Source organism: Streptomyces sp. 1331.2 (assembly GCF_900199205.1).
Lineage (GTDB): Bacteria > Actinomycetota > Actinomycetes > Streptomycetales > Streptomycetaceae > Kitasatospora.
Genome location: NZ_OBMJ01000001.1, coordinates 5,823,998 through 5,839,640, shown reverse-complemented (window position 1 = coordinate 5,839,640; position 15,643 = coordinate 5,823,998). Strand labels below are relative to the sequence as shown.

The following is a 15,643-nucleotide window of genomic DNA, read 5'->3' as shown; positions in this document are numbered from 1 at the left end:
CGGCGCCCCGCGCTAGCGTCGCGGCACTCTGACGATCACGCTCCCCGGAACGAAGCAGCCGCAGTACGGGAGCACGGCCCGCAGCGCAGAGCGCGGCACGGGCCCATGGAGGGGCGGCACCGGTATCCGGCATGCCCGCGGACGCGGCCTGCCCCTCCCCGAAGGACGGCCCCATGAACACGGCCCCCACCGACGCGACCCCCACCGACACCGGCACCCCCGCCGACATCGGCAAGATCGGCCTCGGCCTCCCCGTCGACGACCCCGCCCTGCTCCTCACCTGGGCCCGGCGCGCTGACGCCGCCCCGTTCAGCACCCTCGGCCTGCTCGACCGGCTGGTGTTCGACAGCCCCGAGCCCCTGGTCACACTGGCCGCCCTGGCCGGCGCGACCTCCCGGATCCGCCTGCAGACCGAAGTGCTCATCGCACCGCACCACAACACCGCGCTGCTCGCGAAGCAGACCGCCACGCTGGACCGGCTCTCCGGCGGCCGGTTCACGCTCGGCATCGGCATCGGTGGTCGCGCGGACGACTGCCGTGCGGCCGGCATCGACCTGCGGCGCCGCGGCCGCCGCCTGGACGAGCAACTGCCCGCCCTGCGCCGGCTCTGGGCGGGCGAGCCGTACGACGGCGAGGTCGGGCCGATCGGTCCCGCGCCCGTGACGCCCGGCGGCCCGGAGGTGCTGTTCGGCGGTTTCGCTCCGGCGGCGCTGGAGCGGGTCGCCCGTTTCCGGGACGGTTTCCTCGGCGCGGCGCTGCCGCCCGAGGCGATGGCGGGGCTGTTCCGGGACGTCGAGGCGGCCTGGCAGCGGCACGGACGGTCGGGGCGGCCCCGGCTGGTCGCCCAGGCGAACGTGGCGGTCGGTCCGGAGTCCACCGTCGAGCAGGCCCGACACAACATCCGCTCGTACTACGAGTTCACCGGCCGCGCCGCCCACGTGGCGGACCGCCTGCTCACCACCCCGCAGGCGATCCGGGCCGCCGTGGACGGCTTCACGGCCGCCGGCGCGGACGAGGTGGTGCTGTACTGCTGGTCCTCGGACCCGGACCAGGTGGACCGTCTCGCCGACACCCTGTTCTGACCACACCGGAAGGCACCGACCTGGGGCAGGACCGCACCCGGCACCGCACCCGCGGCCGGCCGCGCCCCCAACCGCCTCAGTGCGGGATCGAGGCGATCAGCTCCTGCGCCCCCTGCCGCTTGAGCGCCAGCGCCACCGACGTCCCCAGGTCCTCCGGGCTGAGCGCGCCCGCCCACTCGTGGGCGTCCAGCACCCGCTTGCCGTCCGGGGTGAAGACCCGGCCGCGCAGGGCGAGGCGGCCGTCCGCTTCGGCCCTGGCGTAGCCGGCGATCGGGCTGTTGCAGTGCCCCTGCAGGACGTGCAGGAACATCCGCTCGGCCGCCGCCTCGCGCCAGGTGTCGTGGTGGCCGAGCCCGGTGACGGCGTCGATGGTCGCGGTGTCGTCCTCGCGGCACTGGAGGACGAGGATCCCGGCACCGATCGGCGGGCACATCGCCTCGGTGTCGAGGATCTCGGTGATCCGGTCGGGCCGGCCGATCCGCTCCAGGCCGGAGACGGCGAGCAGCAGCGCGTCCACGGTCCCGGCTTCCAGTTTGGCGAGCCGGCTGTTGGCGTTGCCGCGGATCGGCACGCATTCCAGGTGCGGGTGGGAGGAGGCGAGTTGGGCGATGCGGCGGACGGAGGAGGTGCCGATCCGGGTGCCGGGCGGGAGTTCGGCGAGGGTCAGGCCGTCGGGGTGGACGAGGGCGTCGCGGATGTCGTCGCGGCGCAGGTAGGCGGCGAAGACGGTGCCGGCGGGCAGTGGGCGGTCGGCGGGCACGTCCTTGAGGCAGTGCACGGCGACGTCGGCCTCCCCGGCGAGCAGCGCGGCGTCGACCTCCTTGGTGAACGCGCCCTTGCCACCGAGGTGGGCGAGGTCGCCGGTCCAGCGGTCGCCGGAGGTGGTGACCGGCACCACTTCGGTGCGCAAGTCCGGGTGCAGCAGGGCGAGTTCGGCGCGGACCCGGTCGACCTGGGCGAGTGCCATGGGCGAGGATCGGGAGACGATGCGGATCAGCTCAGCGGTGGCCATGGCGCGATGATAGGGCGTCGGACCACTGCGACTGATGTTCTGTCATGCGGACCGCGCCGCGTAGTAGTGCATCACCCGCCTCCGCTGCACCTCCTGCATCACCGACCCCACCGCGTCGATCGCCGCTCCGGCCACCAGCAGCACGCTCGCACCCCCGAAGGCGTACCCGCCGAAGCCGTACCCGTCGGAGTCGGCCCCGCCCGCCGCGGCCAGCGCGAGCGCCGGCAGGACGGCGACCAGCCCGGTGCCGAGCGCCTCGGCGACGGCGAGCCGGCGACGCAGCGCGGCGAGGTACTCGACGGTCGCCACGCCGGGTTCGACGCCGGGGAGGTAGACGTGGGTGCGCAGTTTGGCCTCGGGGTCGGTCAGTACGGACCGGCCGACCCACACTGCCAGGCAGGCCCCGGCCGCGGCGAGCAGGAACAGCAGGGCGAGGTACGGGAGTCGGGGCAGCCGCAGCGGGGCGAACAGCAGGACGGCGACCACGGCCGGGACGAAGCCCCGGTGGCTGAGCACCAGCGGCACGTAGCGGAGTTCGGCGCCCGGGCGGCGCCCGCCGAGCGGCGAGTACCGGACCTCGACCCGCCGCTCGCCCTTGCGGCCGGCGATCACCAGGGCGATCGTCACGGCCAGGCTCACCAGGACGGCCGCCGCCACCGCCAGGCAGCCGCCGGACCCGGACCGCTCCCGGACGGCCCACAGCTGACCGGGCAGCACGGCGAGCACCTGGACGAACAGCAGCACCGCGACCGCGTCGCCGAGGCCGTTCCGGTCCATCCAGCGGGTGAGCGGCAGCAGCACCGCCGTGCCCGCCGCGGCGCCCGCCGCCAGGACGACGACGGCGAGCGGCCCGCGCAGGTGCAGCACCTCCTCCGCGGCCGCGCCGGGGAGCAGGTGCCCGGCAGCGGCGACCAGCGCGAGGACGAGGCCGCCGAGCAGGCCGAGCGCGAGGGCCGTCCGGCGCTCCAGCAGGAACCGCCCGGCCCGTACGGCGCGCAGCGCGGCGAGCCGGGGGTGCAGCCGGGCGAGGGCGGGCACGAGCACCCGGGCGAACAGGAACGGCAGCACACCGAAGGGGAGCAGCGCGAGCCGGTACATCCCGCCGCCGGTGGCCAGGTCGGCCAGGCCGCGCAGCCCGTCGCCCGGCAGCACCCCGTCCGCGACCGGCCCGAGCGCCGCCGGGTCGACGCCGGGCAGCGGCAGGCTCTGCCCGAGCCGGAACAGCACGATCCCGCCGAGCGTGACCGCCACCCGGCGGCCCAGGCCTGGCGTCCTGAGCAGTGGCACGACGTTCTCCCCCGATCATCCGAGCCCACCGATCACCGTGGCTCCGGCGGAAGTTGGGACGCGCCGGGACGGCCGCACGGTTCCCCGCCCACGCGCCGGCCCGGCCGCCCGCCGGCCCGACCGCCCCCAGCCCCCACCACCTACCCCCGCTCACTCGTTGTGCAACACCTCCGCGATCGGCAGCCGGGCCGCCGACCGCGCCGGGACCAGCGCGCCGAGGACGGCGATGGCGACGCCCGCGAGCCCGAGCCCGGCGAGCAGAGGTACGCCCCAGACGTCGATCTGCGGCTCCGTGAACTCGATGGTCCGCACGTTCTCGACGATCAGCCGGTGCACCGCCACCCCCACCGGGATGCCGACGACGCCGATGACCACGCCCTGCCAGGCCACCGAGGTGAGCGTCATCGCGACGACGGACCCGTCGCTTCCCCCGGTGGCCACCGAGGTGGACAGACTCGGGTCGGCGTCCGTGACGGCCTTCCGGTAGGCCTCGACGTCGGTGCCGTCGGCGAGCCGCACGTCGTACTCGACCACGTGCGGGTCGGGGGTGAGCCGGGCCCGGGTGGCGTCGTTGGAGGTGATCGCATTGGGGTTGCCCTGGGCCTCCTTGCCAACCAGGGTGACGGTGGTCTGCCGGTCGTCCAGGACCAGGGTGATCCGGTCGCCGAGCTTGAGCCCGTGCTGGTCGAGGAAGCCCGGCCCGGCCTCGGCCTCGTTCAGGCCGGTCGCCTGGCGGCCCTCGACCACGTCGAGCCGCGCGTGGTCGACCATGTCGTCGCCGCCGTAGAAGTTGGCGAAGACCAGCTGGGGCTGGCCCAGGATGCCGACCCGGACCAGGCCGCGGACGGAGACCCGTTCGGCACCGGGGGTGGCGTGCAGCATCGCCTCGGTCTGCGCCGGGGTCAGCCTGGGCACGATCCTGTTGTCCGAGAAGGCGCTGGTCTTCACGTCGATGTGGGTTCGGTGATCGGTTGCGGCCATGGACCTGGCCAGGGTGCTGCTGACCCCGGTGGTCACGGTCACGGTGACCGCGCCGAGTGCGATCGCCGCCATGGTCAGGGCCGTACGGGCCGGGCGGGCGAAGGGCTGGCCGAGGCCGAGGCTGACGGCGCGTGGCAGTCGGGTGCCGCTCAGCCGGCGCTGGACCGTGAGCCCGCGTCCGGTGCGCGGCGCGCTGCCGGCCGAGATGGCCTGGGCGGCGGAGAGCCGGTGGGCGCGCGAGGCGGGGACGAGCGCGGCGAGGGCGACCAGCAGCGGGACGCCGATCAGGGTGGCGGCGGGTAGCCAGCCGGCCGGCTCGATCACGGCGGTGCCGGTCGCGATCCCGCTGAAGGCGCTCCGCAGGATCGGGTAGGAGGCCGCCCAGCCGGCCGCCGTCCCGAGGGCGGTGCCGACGACGGCGGGCACCGAGACCATGGTCAGGTAGACGGTGACCACCTGGCGCGGGGTGAATCCGATCGACTTCAGCACGCCGATGTGACGGTAGCCGGAGACCACCGCGCCGCTCACCACGTTGCCGACGATCAGTGCGGCGACGACCAGGCCGGTGGCCCGGATCTTCGCGAAGCTGGACCTGCGCGACCGGGCGCAGGCCGTGGTACTCGCCTACGAGACCGGACTGGTGGCACCGGGCGGCACCGTCTGACCGTCAACTGCCGCACAGCGAACGATAATTAGCACGACAATCATCCATCTCACTCATTAGAGCTAACTCCCCGTCGAATCCGCCTTTTTGCCATCCCATGGGGCAACATCTGCATGTCCGCGCCCAGGCGGAAGCACCACCTCGGCCCCACCGCGGCACCGCCTCGGGCGGCATCACCCGACATGACAAAAGACAATTGGACAGGCCCGTGACCACCACCGCCGCCCCCGTGTGGGACTGCCCCTTCCACCACACCGACGGTCTGGAGTTCGACCCACTCCTCAAGCGGCTGCTCACCGAGGCCCCGATCGCCAGGATCCGACTGCCGCACGGCGAGGGCGAGGCCTGGCTGGCAACGCGCTACGAGGACGTCAAGGTGGTCACCACCGACCGCCGGTTCAGCCGCGCCGCCGGCATCGGCCGCGACCTGCCGCGGATGACGCCCGCCCCGATCGCCCAGGCCGAGGCGATCAACCTAATGGACCCGCCCGCCCACAACCGGCTGCGCCGCCTGGTCGCCCAGGGCTTCACCAACCGCCAGGTCGAGCGGATGCGCCCGGCCACCCAGCGCACCGTCGACGGCTACTTCGACGAGATGGAGGAGCACGGCGCCCCCGCCGACCTGATGCACTTCCTGTCCGCCCGGCTCCCGCTCACCACCATCTGCGAGCTGCTGGACATCCCCGAGGCCGACCGCGCCGAACTGCGCGGCCACGCCGTCGCGATGATGCGGATGGGCCCGGGCAGCCGGGAGGGCCAGGAGGAGGCCAAGGCCGCCCTGCGCGCGTACTTCACCGAGCTGACCGCCGCCCGCCGGGCCGCCCCCGGCGAGGACCTGATCAGTGCCCTCGCCACCGCCCGCGACGGCGACGAGCTGCTGGCCCCGGACGAGTTGACGGTCATGGCGATGGTCCTGCTGGTCACCGGGCACGACACCAGCACCTACCAGCTCGGCAACATCACCCACACCCTGCTCACCCACCCCGAGCAGCTCGCCGAACTGCGCGCCCGGCCCGAGATGCTGCCGCGCGCCCTGGAGGAGCTGCTGCGCTTCATCCCGTTCCGCCAGGGCGTCGGCATCGCCCGGGTCGCCACCGAGGACGTGGAGCTGGGCGGCGTGCTGATCCGGGCCGGCGAGGCCGTGCACGTCTCCTACCTGACCGCCAACCGCGACCCAGCCGTCTACGAGCGCCCCGACGAGCTGGACCTCGACCGCGGAGCCCCCACCCACATGGCCTTCGGGTACGGCCAGCACCACTGCCTGGGCTCGCACCTGGCCCGGATGGAGCTGCAGGTCGCCATCGGCACCCTGCTGCGGCGCTTCCCCGGGCTGCGGCTCGCCGTCGACCCGTCCGGGCTCGACTGGGACTCGGGCTCGATCTGGCGCTTCCCGCGCACCCTGCCGGTCGCCTGGTGACACCTCCCCTTCGACACACCGTTCCTGACCGGGGAGACCCACACCCAATGGCCACACTCTGCCGCCCCGCCATCGCCGTGCCCGAGCACGTCATCACCCTCGACGAGACGCTCGACCTGGCCCGCACCCTGCACGCCGGCCACCCCCAACTCGGCCTGGCCCTGCGACTGATCGAGAACACCGGGGTGCGCACGCGGCACCTCGTCCAGCCGATCGAGCGGACCCTCACCCACCCGGGCTTCACCCTCCGCAACGAGGTGTACGAGCGCGAGGCCAAGCTCCGCGTCCCCGAGGTGGTCGAACGTGCCCTCGCCCACGCCGAGTTGACCGCCCGGGACATCGACCTGATGGTCTACGTGTCCTGCACCGGCTTCATGATGCCCTCGATGACCGCCTGGCTGATCAACACCATGGGCTTCCGCTCCGACACCCGCCAGGTGCCGATCGCCCAGCTCGGCTGCGCGGCCGGCGGCGCCGCCGTCAACCGCGCGCACGACTTCTGCCGCGCCTACCCGGGCGCCAACGTGCTGATCGTGGCCTGCGAGTTCTGCTCGCTCTGCTACCAGCCCACCGACCTCTCCGTCGGCTCCCTGCTCTCCAACGGCCTGTTCGGGGACGCGGTGGCGGCCGTGGTGATGCGCGGCCACGGCGGGCACGGCGTGCAGATCGAGCGCAACGGCTCGCACCTCGTCCCGGGCACCGAGAACTGGATCTCCTACGGGGTGAAGGACACCGGCTTCCACTTCCAGCTGGACAAACGGGTGCCCGGCACGATGGAGCTGCTCGCGCCCGCGCTGCGCGGCCTGGCCGGCGAGCACGGCTGGGACGTCTCCGGGCTCGGCTTCTACATCGTGCACGCCGGCGGCCCGCGCATCCTGGACGACCTGTGCCGCTTCCTCAACCTGGAGCCGGCCGCCTTCCGCCACAGCCGCGCGACGCTCACCGAGCGCGGCAACATCGCCAGCGCCGTCGTCTTCGACGCCCTCGCCCGGCAGTTCGCCGACGGCGGCGTGCCGGAGGGCACCCCGGGGCTGATCGCCGGCTTCGGACCGGGCATCACCGCCGAGATCTCGCTGGGCAGTTGGGTCGGCGCGCCGACCGAGCCGCTGCGCCCGCGCCGCCCGCGCGCCATCTCCACCTCCGACATTGCCCTCGTCCATCCGACGGCTCCCCGCCGTTTCCCGGCCGGCACTACGATCACCGAATGACCGATACCACGGACCGCACCGACACCTCCGCCAGAGCCGCCGAACTCGCCGCCCTGTTCCCGGCGTTGCACGCGCCGCAGTACTGGACCTGGGGACGGTACGACGCGCAGTTCTCCACCGAGCTGCCGCCGGACGACCTGGTCACCAACATCCACCTGGTCGGCTTCGCCGACGGCGAGGTGGTGCTCTGCCGGGACGACCGGGACCACTGGTTCCTGCCCGGCGGCACCCGGGAGCGGGGCGAGGACATCGCCTCCTGCCTGGAGCGCGAGCTGCGGGAGGAGGCGGGCGCCCGGCTGCTCGGCGAGCCGGGCTGGCTCGGCGCGCACCGCTGCCGCACCGACGACGCGCTGCCGTACCGGCCGTGGCAGCCGCACCCGGAGAAGGCCTGGCTGTGGGGCTGGGGCGAGGTGGTGCTGGACTCCACGCCGACCAACCCGGCGGACGGCGAGCAGGTGGTCGAGGTCCGCGCGGTGCCGGCCACCGAGGCGCAGCGGCTGCTGCTGACCGGGCACGACGCCTGGTGGGGCGAGCTGGTCGGGCTGGCGGTGGAGCTGCGGCGGAGGGCCCTTCTCGGCTGAAACATTCCGAGTCGGACCGGAGATCACTGGGACGGCTGAACAGCAGGGCGCAATGTCCGTTTTGTGATGATATGACTCGGCCATGGACACCTCTCTCCTGGCCGACACCGACTACCCGCTGCTCAACATCTTCTGGACGATGTTGGAGCTGTTCCTCTGGGTGCTCTGGTTCTTCCTGCTGTTCAAGATCATCACGGACATCTTCCGCAGCCACGACCTCAGTGGCTGGGGCAAGGCCGGCTGGCTGGTCCTGGTGATCCTCCTGCCCCTGATCGGCGTCCTCGTCTACCTGATCGCCCGGGGGGAGTCGATGACCAAGCGCGACATCGAACAGGCCCAGGAGACCCAGGCCGCGTTCAAGGCCTACGTCCGGGACGCGGCCGCAAGCGCCCCGGACACCGGTGGCGGCGGCCGCAGCCACGTCGACGACCTGGCGAAACTGGCGGCCCTGAAGGACAAGGGCGCCATCACCGAGGAGGAGTACCAACAGGCCAAGGCCAAGATCCTGGCCTGACCGCCCGAAGGGGGCGACACAGCCCGGGGCCGGTGGACGCGTCGCGCGTCCACCGGCCCCGGGCGTGGTCCCGTCCCTCCGGGCTCAGCGCCGCCCGGAGCGCCGGTCGCCCGAGCCGCCGTTGCCGGCGTTGCCGCCACCGGCCAGGCCGGCCCGGCGCAGCGCGTCCGCCATGGCGCTGTTCGCCGGCACGCCCCCACCGGAGCCGCCCCGGTCACGCTGGCCGCCCTGGCCGCCCTGGCCGCCCCGGTCCTGACCGCCCCGGTCACGCCGGTCCTGGCCGCCGCGCCGCTCCTGGCGCGGCGGACGGGCCTGTCGCTCCCCGCGCTCGCCGCCCCGCTCCCCGCGCTCGCCACCCCGCTCCCCGCGGTCGCCACCCCGGTCGGCGCGCCCGCCGCCGACCTCGTCGTCCAGCCGCAGGGTGAGCCCGATCCGCTTGCGCGGCACGTCCACCGTGAGCACCCGGACCTTGACGATGTCCCCGGGCTTGACCACCTCGCGCGGATCCTTGACGAAGGTCCTCGACAGCGCCGAGACGTGCACCAGCCCGTCCTGGTGGACGCCCACGTCCACGAACGCGCCGAAGGCCGCGACATTGGTGACCACGCCCTCCAGCACCATGCCGACCTCCAGGTCGCCGATCTTGTCGACGCCCTCCTTGAAGACCGCGGTGCGGAAGGCCGGGCGCGGGTCGCGGCCGGGCTTGTCCAGCTCGCCGAGGATGTCGGTGACGGTCGGCACGCCGAAGGTCTCGTCGGCGAAGTCGCCCGGCTTCAGCGCCCGCAGCGCGGCGCCGTTGCCGATCAGCTCGCGCAGCTCGCCGCCGGTCGCGGCGAGGATCCGGCGGACCACCGGGTAGGCCTCGGGGTGCACGCTGGAGGCGTCCAGCGGATCGTCGCCGCCGGGGATGCGCAGGAAGCCCGCGCACTGCTCGAAGGCCTTGGGGCCGAGCCGGGAGACGTCCTTGAGCTGCCGGCGGGTACGGAACGGGCCGTTGGCGTCGCGGTGGGCCACGATGTTGTCGGCGAGCGTGCCGGTGATCCCGGAGACCCGGGTGAGCAGCGGCGCCGAGGCGGTGTTGACGTCCACGCCGACGGCGTTGACGCAGTCCTCGACCACCGCGTCCAGCGAGCGGGAGAGCTTCACCTCGCTGAGGTCGTGCTGGTACTGGCCGACGCCGATCGACTTGGGGTCGATCTTGACCAGCTCGGCCAGCGGGTCCTGCAGGCGGCGGGCGATCGACACCGCGCCGCGGATCGACACGTCCAGCTCGGGCAGTTCCTGCGAGGCGAAGGCGGAGGCCGAGTAGACCGAGGCGCCGGCCTCGCTGACCATCGCCTTGGTGAGCTTCAGCTCGGGGTGGCGCTTGATCAGGTCCTCGGCGAGCTTGTCGGTCTCCCGGGAGGCGGTGCCGTTGCCGATCGCGACCAGGTCGACGCCGTGCTTCTTCGCCAGTTCGGCCAGGGTGTGCAGGGCCGCGTCCCACTTGTTGGCGGGCTGGTGCGGGTAGATCGTGTCGTACGCGACGACCTTGCCGGTGGCGTCCACCACGGCGACCTTCACGCCGGTGCGGAAGCCCGGGTCCAGGCCCATGGTGGCGCGGGTACCGGCCGGGGCGGCGAGCAGCAGGTCGCGCAGGTTGGCGGCGAAGACGCGCACCGCCTCGTCCTCGGCCTCGGCGCGCAGCCGGGCACGCAGGTCGATGCCCAGGCGCACCAGGATGCGGGTGCGCCAGGCCCAGCGGACGGTGTCGCCGAGCCACTTGTCGGCCGGGCGGCCGCGGTCGGCGATGCCGAAGCGGGCGGCGATCCGCTGCTCGTAGTCGTTGTCGCCGGGCAGGTCGCCCTCGGACTCGCCTTCGTAGGGCGAGAGTTCGAGGCTGAGCACCTCCTCCTTCTCGCCGCGCAGCATCGCCAGGATGCGGTGCGAGGGGAGCTTGGTGTACGGCTCGGCGAAGTCGAAGTAGTCGGCGAACTTGGCGCCGTCCTGCTCCTTGCCCTCGCGGACGGTGGCGACCAGGCGGCCGCGGGTCCACATCCGCTCGCGCAGCGAGCCGACCAGGTCGGCGTCCTCGCCGAAGCGCTCGACCAGGATCGCCCGGGCGCCCTCCAGGGCGGCGGCGGCGTCCGCCACGGACTCGTTCAGGCTGCCGTTCTCGATGAGGGCGGCGGCGAGGGCGGCCGGGTCCTGCGTCGGGTCGGCGAGCAGGGTGTCGGCGAGCGGCTCCAGCCCGGCCTCGCGGGCGATCTGCGCCTTGGTGCGCCGCTTCGGTTTGAACGGCAGGTAGATGTCCTCCAGGCGGGCCTTGGAGTCGGCCGCCAGCACCTGGGCGCGCAGCGCGTCGTCCAGCTTGCCCTGGGCCTCGATCGACTCCAGGACGGCCGTCCGGCGCTCCTCCAGTTCGCGCAGGTAGCGCAGCCGCTCCTCCAGGGTGCGCAGCTGGGCGTCGTCCAGCGAGCCCGTGACCTCCTTGCGGTAGCGGGCCACGAACGGCACGGTCGCGCCGCCGTCGAGCAGGTCGACGGCCGCCTTCACCTGCCCCTCGCGGACGCCCAGTTCCTCGGCGATCCTGCGCTCGATCGCCTGCTGGGCCTGCCGGGCCACCTGTTCGACTGGCGTGGTCACGAAGCCGGTCACCTTCTCCTTCAGAGCGTTCGCCGTACGCCCTGCATTCTGGCAGGTGCCGACGACGACACCCGGCCGCACCCGGGGCGGCCGGGCGTGGCGCGCCCGGGCCGGCCGCCGGCCGGGCGCCAACCGCGCCCGGGCGGTGCGGAGTTGCCGCCTCCCCGGCCGGCGGGTACGGCCGCTCCGGTCGTACTGGGGTGCCGATCCGCCCAGTTGGGGAATACGCCTGAACGAAAACGATCGACGCTGTACGCTGCCGGGCATGTGCGCTGCCGCCCGGATGCACCCCGACGAGCCGGTGGTCGACGCGGCCCTGGTACGGCGGTTGATCTCCGCCCAGTTCCCGCAGTGGGAGCGCCTTCCGATCACGCCGCTCGCCTCCGCCGGGGCGGACAACGCGATGTTCCGCCTCGGGCCCGAACTCGCCGTCCGGCTGCCCCGGGTGGCGTGGGCGGCCGGGGGCGTCCGGCGGGAGCAGCAGTGGCTGCCCGCGCTGGCGGCGCGGTTGCCGCTGCCGATCCCCGCCCCGCTCGCGGTCGGGCGGCCCGCCGCGGGCTACCCGTGGGAGTGGTCGGTGCTGCGCTGGATCGACGGCGTCAACCCGGCGGTCGGCGCCCTCGCCGCGCCCGCGGCCCTGGCCCGCGACCTGGCCGGCTTCGTCACCGCGCTGCGCGCCGTCGACCCGACGAACGCCCCGGCCGGGCACCGCAGCGTCCCGCTCGCCTCCCGGGACGGCGCGACCCGGGCGGCCATCGCCCAGCTCGCCGGCTCGGTCGACTCGGCGGCCGCGACCGCGCTCTGGGACAGGGCGGTCCGGCTGCCCGAGTACGCCGGCCCGCCGGTCTGGATGCACGGCGACCTCACCCCCGGCAACCTCCTGCTCTCCCGCACGGGCCGGCTCGCCGCCGTCATCGACTTCGCCCTGATGGGCGTCGGCGACCCGACGGCCGACCTGATCGCCGCCTGGAACCTGCTGCCGGCCTCCGCCCGCCCCGCCTTCCGCGCCGCGTTGCACGCCGATGACGCCACCTGGGCGCGCGGCCGTGCCTGGGCGTTCTCGATCGCCCTGGTGACGATCCCCTACTACCGCCACACCGACCCGGCCCTGACCGCCAACGCCCGCCACGTCGTCCGCGAGGTCCTGGCCGACCGCAGCGTCTAGCACACCTCCGGCTGCGCTTCGCCGACGACGCCGACGGCCGCGAGCAGGTGGCGCACCAGGGGGTTGGGGTCGTTGCCGCGCCAGGCCACGGCGACTTCGGTGCGGGCGGTGCCGGGGTCGATCCGTCGGTAGGCCACGCCGCGCAGGCGCAGCTGCCGGATGCCCGCCGGGGCCAGCGAGACGCCCAGGCCGGCGCCGACCAGCGCGCACACCGTCTGCCATTCCACCGCGTGCTGCACGATCCGCGGGGTGAAGCCCGCGTCGGTGCACAGGCCGGTGATCCGGTCGTACAGCTGCGGCCCCTCTTCCCGGGGCAGCAGGACGAACGGCTCGTCCGCCAACTGCGCGAGCCGGACGGTGCGCCGGCCGGCCAGGGGGTGGCCCGCCGGGAGCACGGCGACGAACGGTTCGCGCAGGACGGTGCGGAAGCGCAGTTCCGGCTCGTCCGCGGGAGCTTCGCGCAGCAGGCCGACGTCGATGGTCCGCTCGTGCAGGGCGGTGATCTGCGGTGCGCTGGTCAACTCCCGGACGTCCAGCCGCACGGCGGGGTGGCGCTGCCGGAAGGTGTCGAGCAGGCCGGGCAGGACGGTGAGGGCGAGGGAGGCGGAGAAGCCGATCCGCAGCCGGCCGGCCTCGCCGCTGCCGACGGCGCGGGCGGCGGCCAGCGCGTCCGCGAGGTCGGTGAGCGCCCGGCGGGCTGCGGGCAGGAGTTCGCGGCCGGCCGGGGTGAGGGTGACGCCGCCGGGGTCGCGGCGGAACAGCGGGTAGCCGACCTTCTCCTCCAGCCGCCGGATCTGCTGGCTGAGTGGTGGTTGGGCGATGCCGAGGCGGGCGGCGGCGTGGCCGAAGTGCAGTTCCTCGGCGAGCACGACGAAGGCGTGCAGCTGCGGCAGGGGGAGTTCGGGGCGCTCCATACCTCCAGGGATATCAGATCATGCGCTGTGCAGTGTTGGACGTATCCCCGCAGGCCACCTAGCCTTCCCGGCATGACGCACCCGACAGCCCCCACGGCGCGACGCGCGATCCTGAGCGGTTCGACCTTCGAGGAGCAGATCGGGTACGCCCGCGCCGTGGTGGACGGCGACTGGATCCACGTGTCGGGGACGACCGGGTTCGACTACACCGCCATGACCATCTCCGACGACGTGGTGGAGCAGGCCGAGCAGTGCCTGCGCAACATCGGGGCGGCGCTGGCCGAGGCGGGCAGCGGTTTCGCCGACGTGGTGCGGGTGCGCTACCTGCTGCCCGAGCGCGAGGACTTCGAGCCCTGCTGGCCGGTGCTGAGCCGCTGCTTCCGCGAGGTCCGGCCGGCCGCCACCATGCAGGTGTGCGGTCTCGCCGATCCCCGGATGCGGATCGAGATCGAGGTCACCGCCCGCCGCTCCGCTTCCTGATCGGCCCTGCTGAACCGCCGTCACCACCGGTGCCTGCTGTTGCTATGGTTCTCCCCGCCACTACGGGCGGGGGGAGCGGAATTGGCACGGAACGTGATCGACGTCAGTGTGAGCCGTCGGGTGCTGTGGGTCGGTGGGGACGCGTACCCGCTGCAGCACATCGCCCGGGCACGGCAGTTGGTCTGGTGGCCGCCCAAGCGCTCGCGGACGATCATCCGGTTCGTCCGGCAGGTGTTCGGGCTGCTCTGCCTGACCACCTTCCTCGGCGCGCTGCTGAAGAACTCGGCCGACAAGACGCAGGCGGGGGCCGTGCCCGGGGTGCTGCTGCTGGCGGGCTTCGCCTTCTGCCTCTACCGGCTGGTCACCAAGCTGCGGCAGCGCGCGCTGTACAAGCTGGTCATCGAGACCTCCAACTCAGCGACCACTGCCGTGGTGAGCCACGATCCCCGGCAGATCGGCAGCCTGATCCAGATGATCATGGATGCGATCGACAACCCCCAGGCCGAGTTCGCCCTCCAGGTGGAGAACGTGCACATCGGCGACCGGATCAACCAGTACGGCGACCACAACATCGGGAAGCAGGTGGGCCGGTGAGCGGCAACATCCACTTCGGTGACTCCGTCACCCAGCACGGCGACCACAACATCGGCATCATCAAGCATCAGGGCCCGGCCGACCCCCAGGCCGCGCTCCGCGAACTCGTGGGCGCGGTGCAGGCGTTGCGCGGTCAGGTGCCGGCCGAGGACCGCGAGGTGCTGGACGAGTCGCTGGAGGCCATCGGGGGCGGCACCGACACCCCGCCGCCCGTCCTGCGGCGGGCGCTGCGGAACATCTCCGGCGTCGCCTCGCTGGTCACGGCGGGTGCCCCGGTGGTGGAGTCGGTCCGCCGGATCCTGGACTCGATCAACTCCTGACGCCCGGGTCCGCGGCGGCCGGCCGTTCCTGACGCCCGGGCCGGCTGCCGGGCTGCGACACGCCGCAGGGATGACCGGGTAAGAAACCTTCCCCGGTCAAGCCCTGCTGCTAACCTGACCCCATGAGCGGACTGCGCGAACGCAAGAAGGAACTGACCCGACAGGCCATCTCCGAAGCGGCCATCACGCTCTTCCTGGAGCACGGCTTCGACCGGGTGTCGGTGGCGGACGTCGCGGCCGCCGCCGACGTCTCCAAACCCACCCTGTTCTCCTACTTCGCCACCAAGGAGGACCTGGTCGTCCACCGCTTCGCCGACCACCAGGACCAGGCCGCACAGGTCGTCCGCGACCGGCTCCCCGGCGAACCGGTGCTCGACGCACTGCTGCGCGACTTCCTGACCGGCCTCACCCGCCGCGACCCGGTCACCGGCCTCAACGACCACCCGGCGGTACTCGCCTTCACCGCCCTGGTCTACGGCACCCCCAGCCTGGCCGCCCGGGTCGGCGAGTACGTGGCCCGCGCCGAACGCTCCCTGGCCGACGCCCTGCGCGAGGCCCCCGACCTGCCGCAGCCGCGCGAACTCACCGCGGCCCTGCTCGCCGCCCAGGTCACCGCCACCCAGCGCGTCCTCGCCCTGCACAACTGGCGCCGCATCCAGGACGACGGCCGCACCGCCGACGACCTGCACGCCGAGGCCGCCGACGACGCCACCCGCGCCTTCGGCCTCCTCGCCCACGGCTACGCCACCGGCACCGCCGGGAGCAGTGCCGGGAGCGCCACCGCCGCTGGCTAGGCTGA

Annotated in this window: 15 protein-coding genes and 1 pseudogene; 11 read left to right on the top strand and 5 right to left on the bottom strand. The window is 73.6% G+C overall.

The window, feature by feature from the left end; translation table 11 throughout:
* Nucleotides 1-173 precede the first annotated feature (173 nt).
* A complete protein-coding gene (locus CRP52_RS25260) occupies nt 174-1,082 on the top strand; it encodes an LLM class flavin-dependent oxidoreductase (protein WP_097240335.1) in 909 nt (302 codons plus the stop codon).
* A 76-nt stretch (nt 1,083-1,158) separates the two neighbouring features.
* Here CRP52_RS25260 and hemC read toward each other — a convergent pair whose 3' ends face one another.
* From hemC to CRP52_RS25245, 3 genes are all read right to left on the bottom strand, one after another.
* Nucleotides 1,159-2,094, bottom strand: coding sequence for a hydroxymethylbilane synthase (gene hemC, locus CRP52_RS25255; RefSeq protein WP_097238478.1), 936 nt, complete (start codon nt 2,092-2,094; stop codon nt 1,159-1,161).
* Between the two features lie 42 nt (nt 2,095-2,136).
* Nucleotides 2,137-3,381: a hypothetical protein gene (locus CRP52_RS25250; protein ID WP_143685825.1), complete on the bottom strand. Its 1,245-nt coding sequence runs from the start codon at nt 3,379-3,381 to the stop codon at nt 2,137-2,139.
* A gap of 150 nt (nt 3,382-3,531) precedes the next feature.
* Nucleotides 3,532-4,893 (bottom strand): FtsX-like permease family protein, encoded by a 1,362-nt coding sequence (locus tag CRP52_RS25245; RefSeq protein ID WP_097238476.1) that lies wholly within the window; start codon nt 4,891-4,893, stop codon nt 3,532-3,534.
* 28 nt (nt 4,894-4,921) lie between these two features.
* Between CRP52_RS25245 and CRP52_RS25240 the strand changes: the two are divergent.
* From CRP52_RS25240 to CRP52_RS25220, 5 genes and pseudogenes are all read left to right on the top strand, one after another.
* Nucleotides 4,922-5,026, top strand: a pseudogene (locus tag CRP52_RS25240) (DNA-binding response regulator); the annotation flags it as partial.
* 208 nt (nt 5,027-5,234) lie between these two features.
* A complete protein-coding gene (locus CRP52_RS25235) occupies nt 5,235-6,443 on the top strand; it encodes a cytochrome P450 (RefSeq protein ID WP_257032845.1) in 1,209 nt (402 codons plus the stop codon).
* 47 nt (nt 6,444-6,490) lie between these two features.
* On the top strand, nt 6,491-7,651 hold the full coding sequence (locus CRP52_RS25230) for a type III polyketide synthase (RefSeq protein ID WP_097238474.1): 1,161 nt from the start codon (nt 6,491-6,493) through the stop codon (nt 7,649-7,651).
* The gene (locus CRP52_RS25225; protein ID WP_097238473.1) at nt 7,648-8,232 is read left to right on the top strand and encodes an NUDIX hydrolase; all 585 of its coding nucleotides are present in this window, start codon (nt 7,648-7,650) and stop codon (nt 8,230-8,232) included. Before CRP52_RS25230 ends, CRP52_RS25225 begins: the two co-directional genes overlap by 4 nt.
* Before the next feature lie 82 nt (nt 8,233-8,314).
* A complete protein-coding gene (locus tag CRP52_RS25220) occupies nt 8,315-8,746 on the top strand; it encodes an SHOCT domain-containing protein (protein ID WP_097238472.1) in 432 nt (143 codons plus the stop codon).
* Nucleotides 8,747-8,830: 84 nt separating this feature from the next.
* On the opposite strand, the gene CRP52_RS25215 is transcribed toward CRP52_RS25220, so the two are convergent.
* Nucleotides 8,831-11,371 (bottom strand): Tex family protein, encoded by a 2,541-nt coding sequence (locus CRP52_RS25215; protein ID WP_179852914.1) that lies wholly within the window; start codon nt 11,369-11,371, stop codon nt 8,831-8,833.
* Nucleotides 11,372-11,636: 265 nt separating this feature from the next.
* On the opposite strand from CRP52_RS25215, the gene CRP52_RS25210 reads away from it, so the two are divergent.
* Nucleotides 11,637-12,536 (top strand): aminoglycoside phosphotransferase family protein, encoded by a 900-nt coding sequence (locus tag CRP52_RS25210; RefSeq protein ID WP_257032844.1) that lies wholly within the window; start codon nt 11,637-11,639, stop codon nt 12,534-12,536.
* On the opposite strand, the gene CRP52_RS25205 is transcribed toward CRP52_RS25210, so the two are convergent.
* On the bottom strand, nt 12,533-13,450 hold the full coding sequence (locus CRP52_RS25205; protein ID WP_097238471.1) for a LysR family transcriptional regulator: 918 nt from the start codon (nt 13,448-13,450) through the stop codon (nt 12,533-12,535). The two genes, CRP52_RS25210 and CRP52_RS25205, sit on opposite strands and share 4 nt — an antisense overlap.
* A 72-nt stretch (nt 13,451-13,522) precedes the next feature.
* Between CRP52_RS25205 and CRP52_RS25200 the strand changes: the two genes are divergently transcribed.
* The 4 genes from CRP52_RS25200 to CRP52_RS25185 all read left to right on the top strand — a co-directional run bounded on the left by CRP52_RS25200 (nt 13,523) and on the right by CRP52_RS25185 (nt 15,638).
* Entirely contained in the window at nt 13,523-13,930 is a 408-nt protein-coding gene (locus CRP52_RS25200; protein WP_097238470.1) for a RidA family protein, read from the top strand.
* Nucleotides 13,931-14,011: 81 nt separating this feature from the next.
* Entirely contained in the window at nt 14,012-14,524 is a 513-nt protein-coding gene (locus tag CRP52_RS25195; protein WP_143685824.1) for a DUF6232 family protein, read from the top strand.
* On the top strand, nt 14,521-14,844 hold the full coding sequence (locus CRP52_RS25190) for a hypothetical protein (protein WP_097238468.1): 324 nt from the start codon (nt 14,521-14,523) through the stop codon (nt 14,842-14,844). Before CRP52_RS25195 ends, CRP52_RS25190 begins: the two co-directional genes overlap by 4 nt.
* Nucleotides 14,845-14,966: 122 nt before the next feature.
* Nucleotides 14,967-15,638 carry a TetR/AcrR family transcriptional regulator gene (locus tag CRP52_RS25185; RefSeq protein WP_097238467.1) on the top strand — a complete coding sequence of 224 codons (672 nt, stop codon included), beginning with the start codon at nt 14,967-14,969 and terminating at the stop codon, nt 15,636-15,638.
* The last annotated feature ends 5 nt before the right edge of the window (nt 15,639-15,643 follow it).

Bases quoted from the DNA above. Each gene is read 5' to 3' on its own strand.
- CRP52_RS25260 (WP_097240335.1), top strand. From the start codon at position 174: ATGAACACGGCCCCCACCGACGCGACCCCCACCGACACCGGCACCCCC.
- CRP52_RS25205 (WP_097238471.1), bottom strand. From the start codon at position 13,450: ATGGAGCGCCCCGAACTCCCCCTGCCGCAGCTGCACGCCTTCGTCGTG.
- CRP52_RS25200 (WP_097238470.1), top strand. From the start codon at position 13,523: ATGACGCACCCGACAGCCCCCACGGCGCGACGCGCGATCCTGAGCGGT.
- hemC (WP_097238478.1), bottom strand. From the start codon at position 2,094: ATGGCCACCGCTGAGCTGATCCGCATCGTCTCCCGATCCTCGCCCATG.
- CRP52_RS25230 (WP_097238474.1), top strand. From the start codon at position 6,491: ATGGCCACACTCTGCCGCCCCGCCATCGCCGTGCCCGAGCACGTCATC.
- CRP52_RS25225 (WP_097238473.1), top strand. From the start codon at position 7,648: ATGACCGATACCACGGACCGCACCGACACCTCCGCCAGAGCCGCCGAA.
- CRP52_RS25185 (WP_097238467.1), top strand. From the start codon at position 14,967: ATGAGCGGACTGCGCGAACGCAAGAAGGAACTGACCCGACAGGCCATC.
- CRP52_RS25220 (WP_097238472.1), top strand. From the start codon at position 8,315: ATGGACACCTCTCTCCTGGCCGACACCGACTACCCGCTGCTCAACATC.
- CRP52_RS25210 (WP_257032844.1), top strand. From the start codon at position 11,637: ATGTGCGCTGCCGCCCGGATGCACCCCGACGAGCCGGTGGTCGACGCG.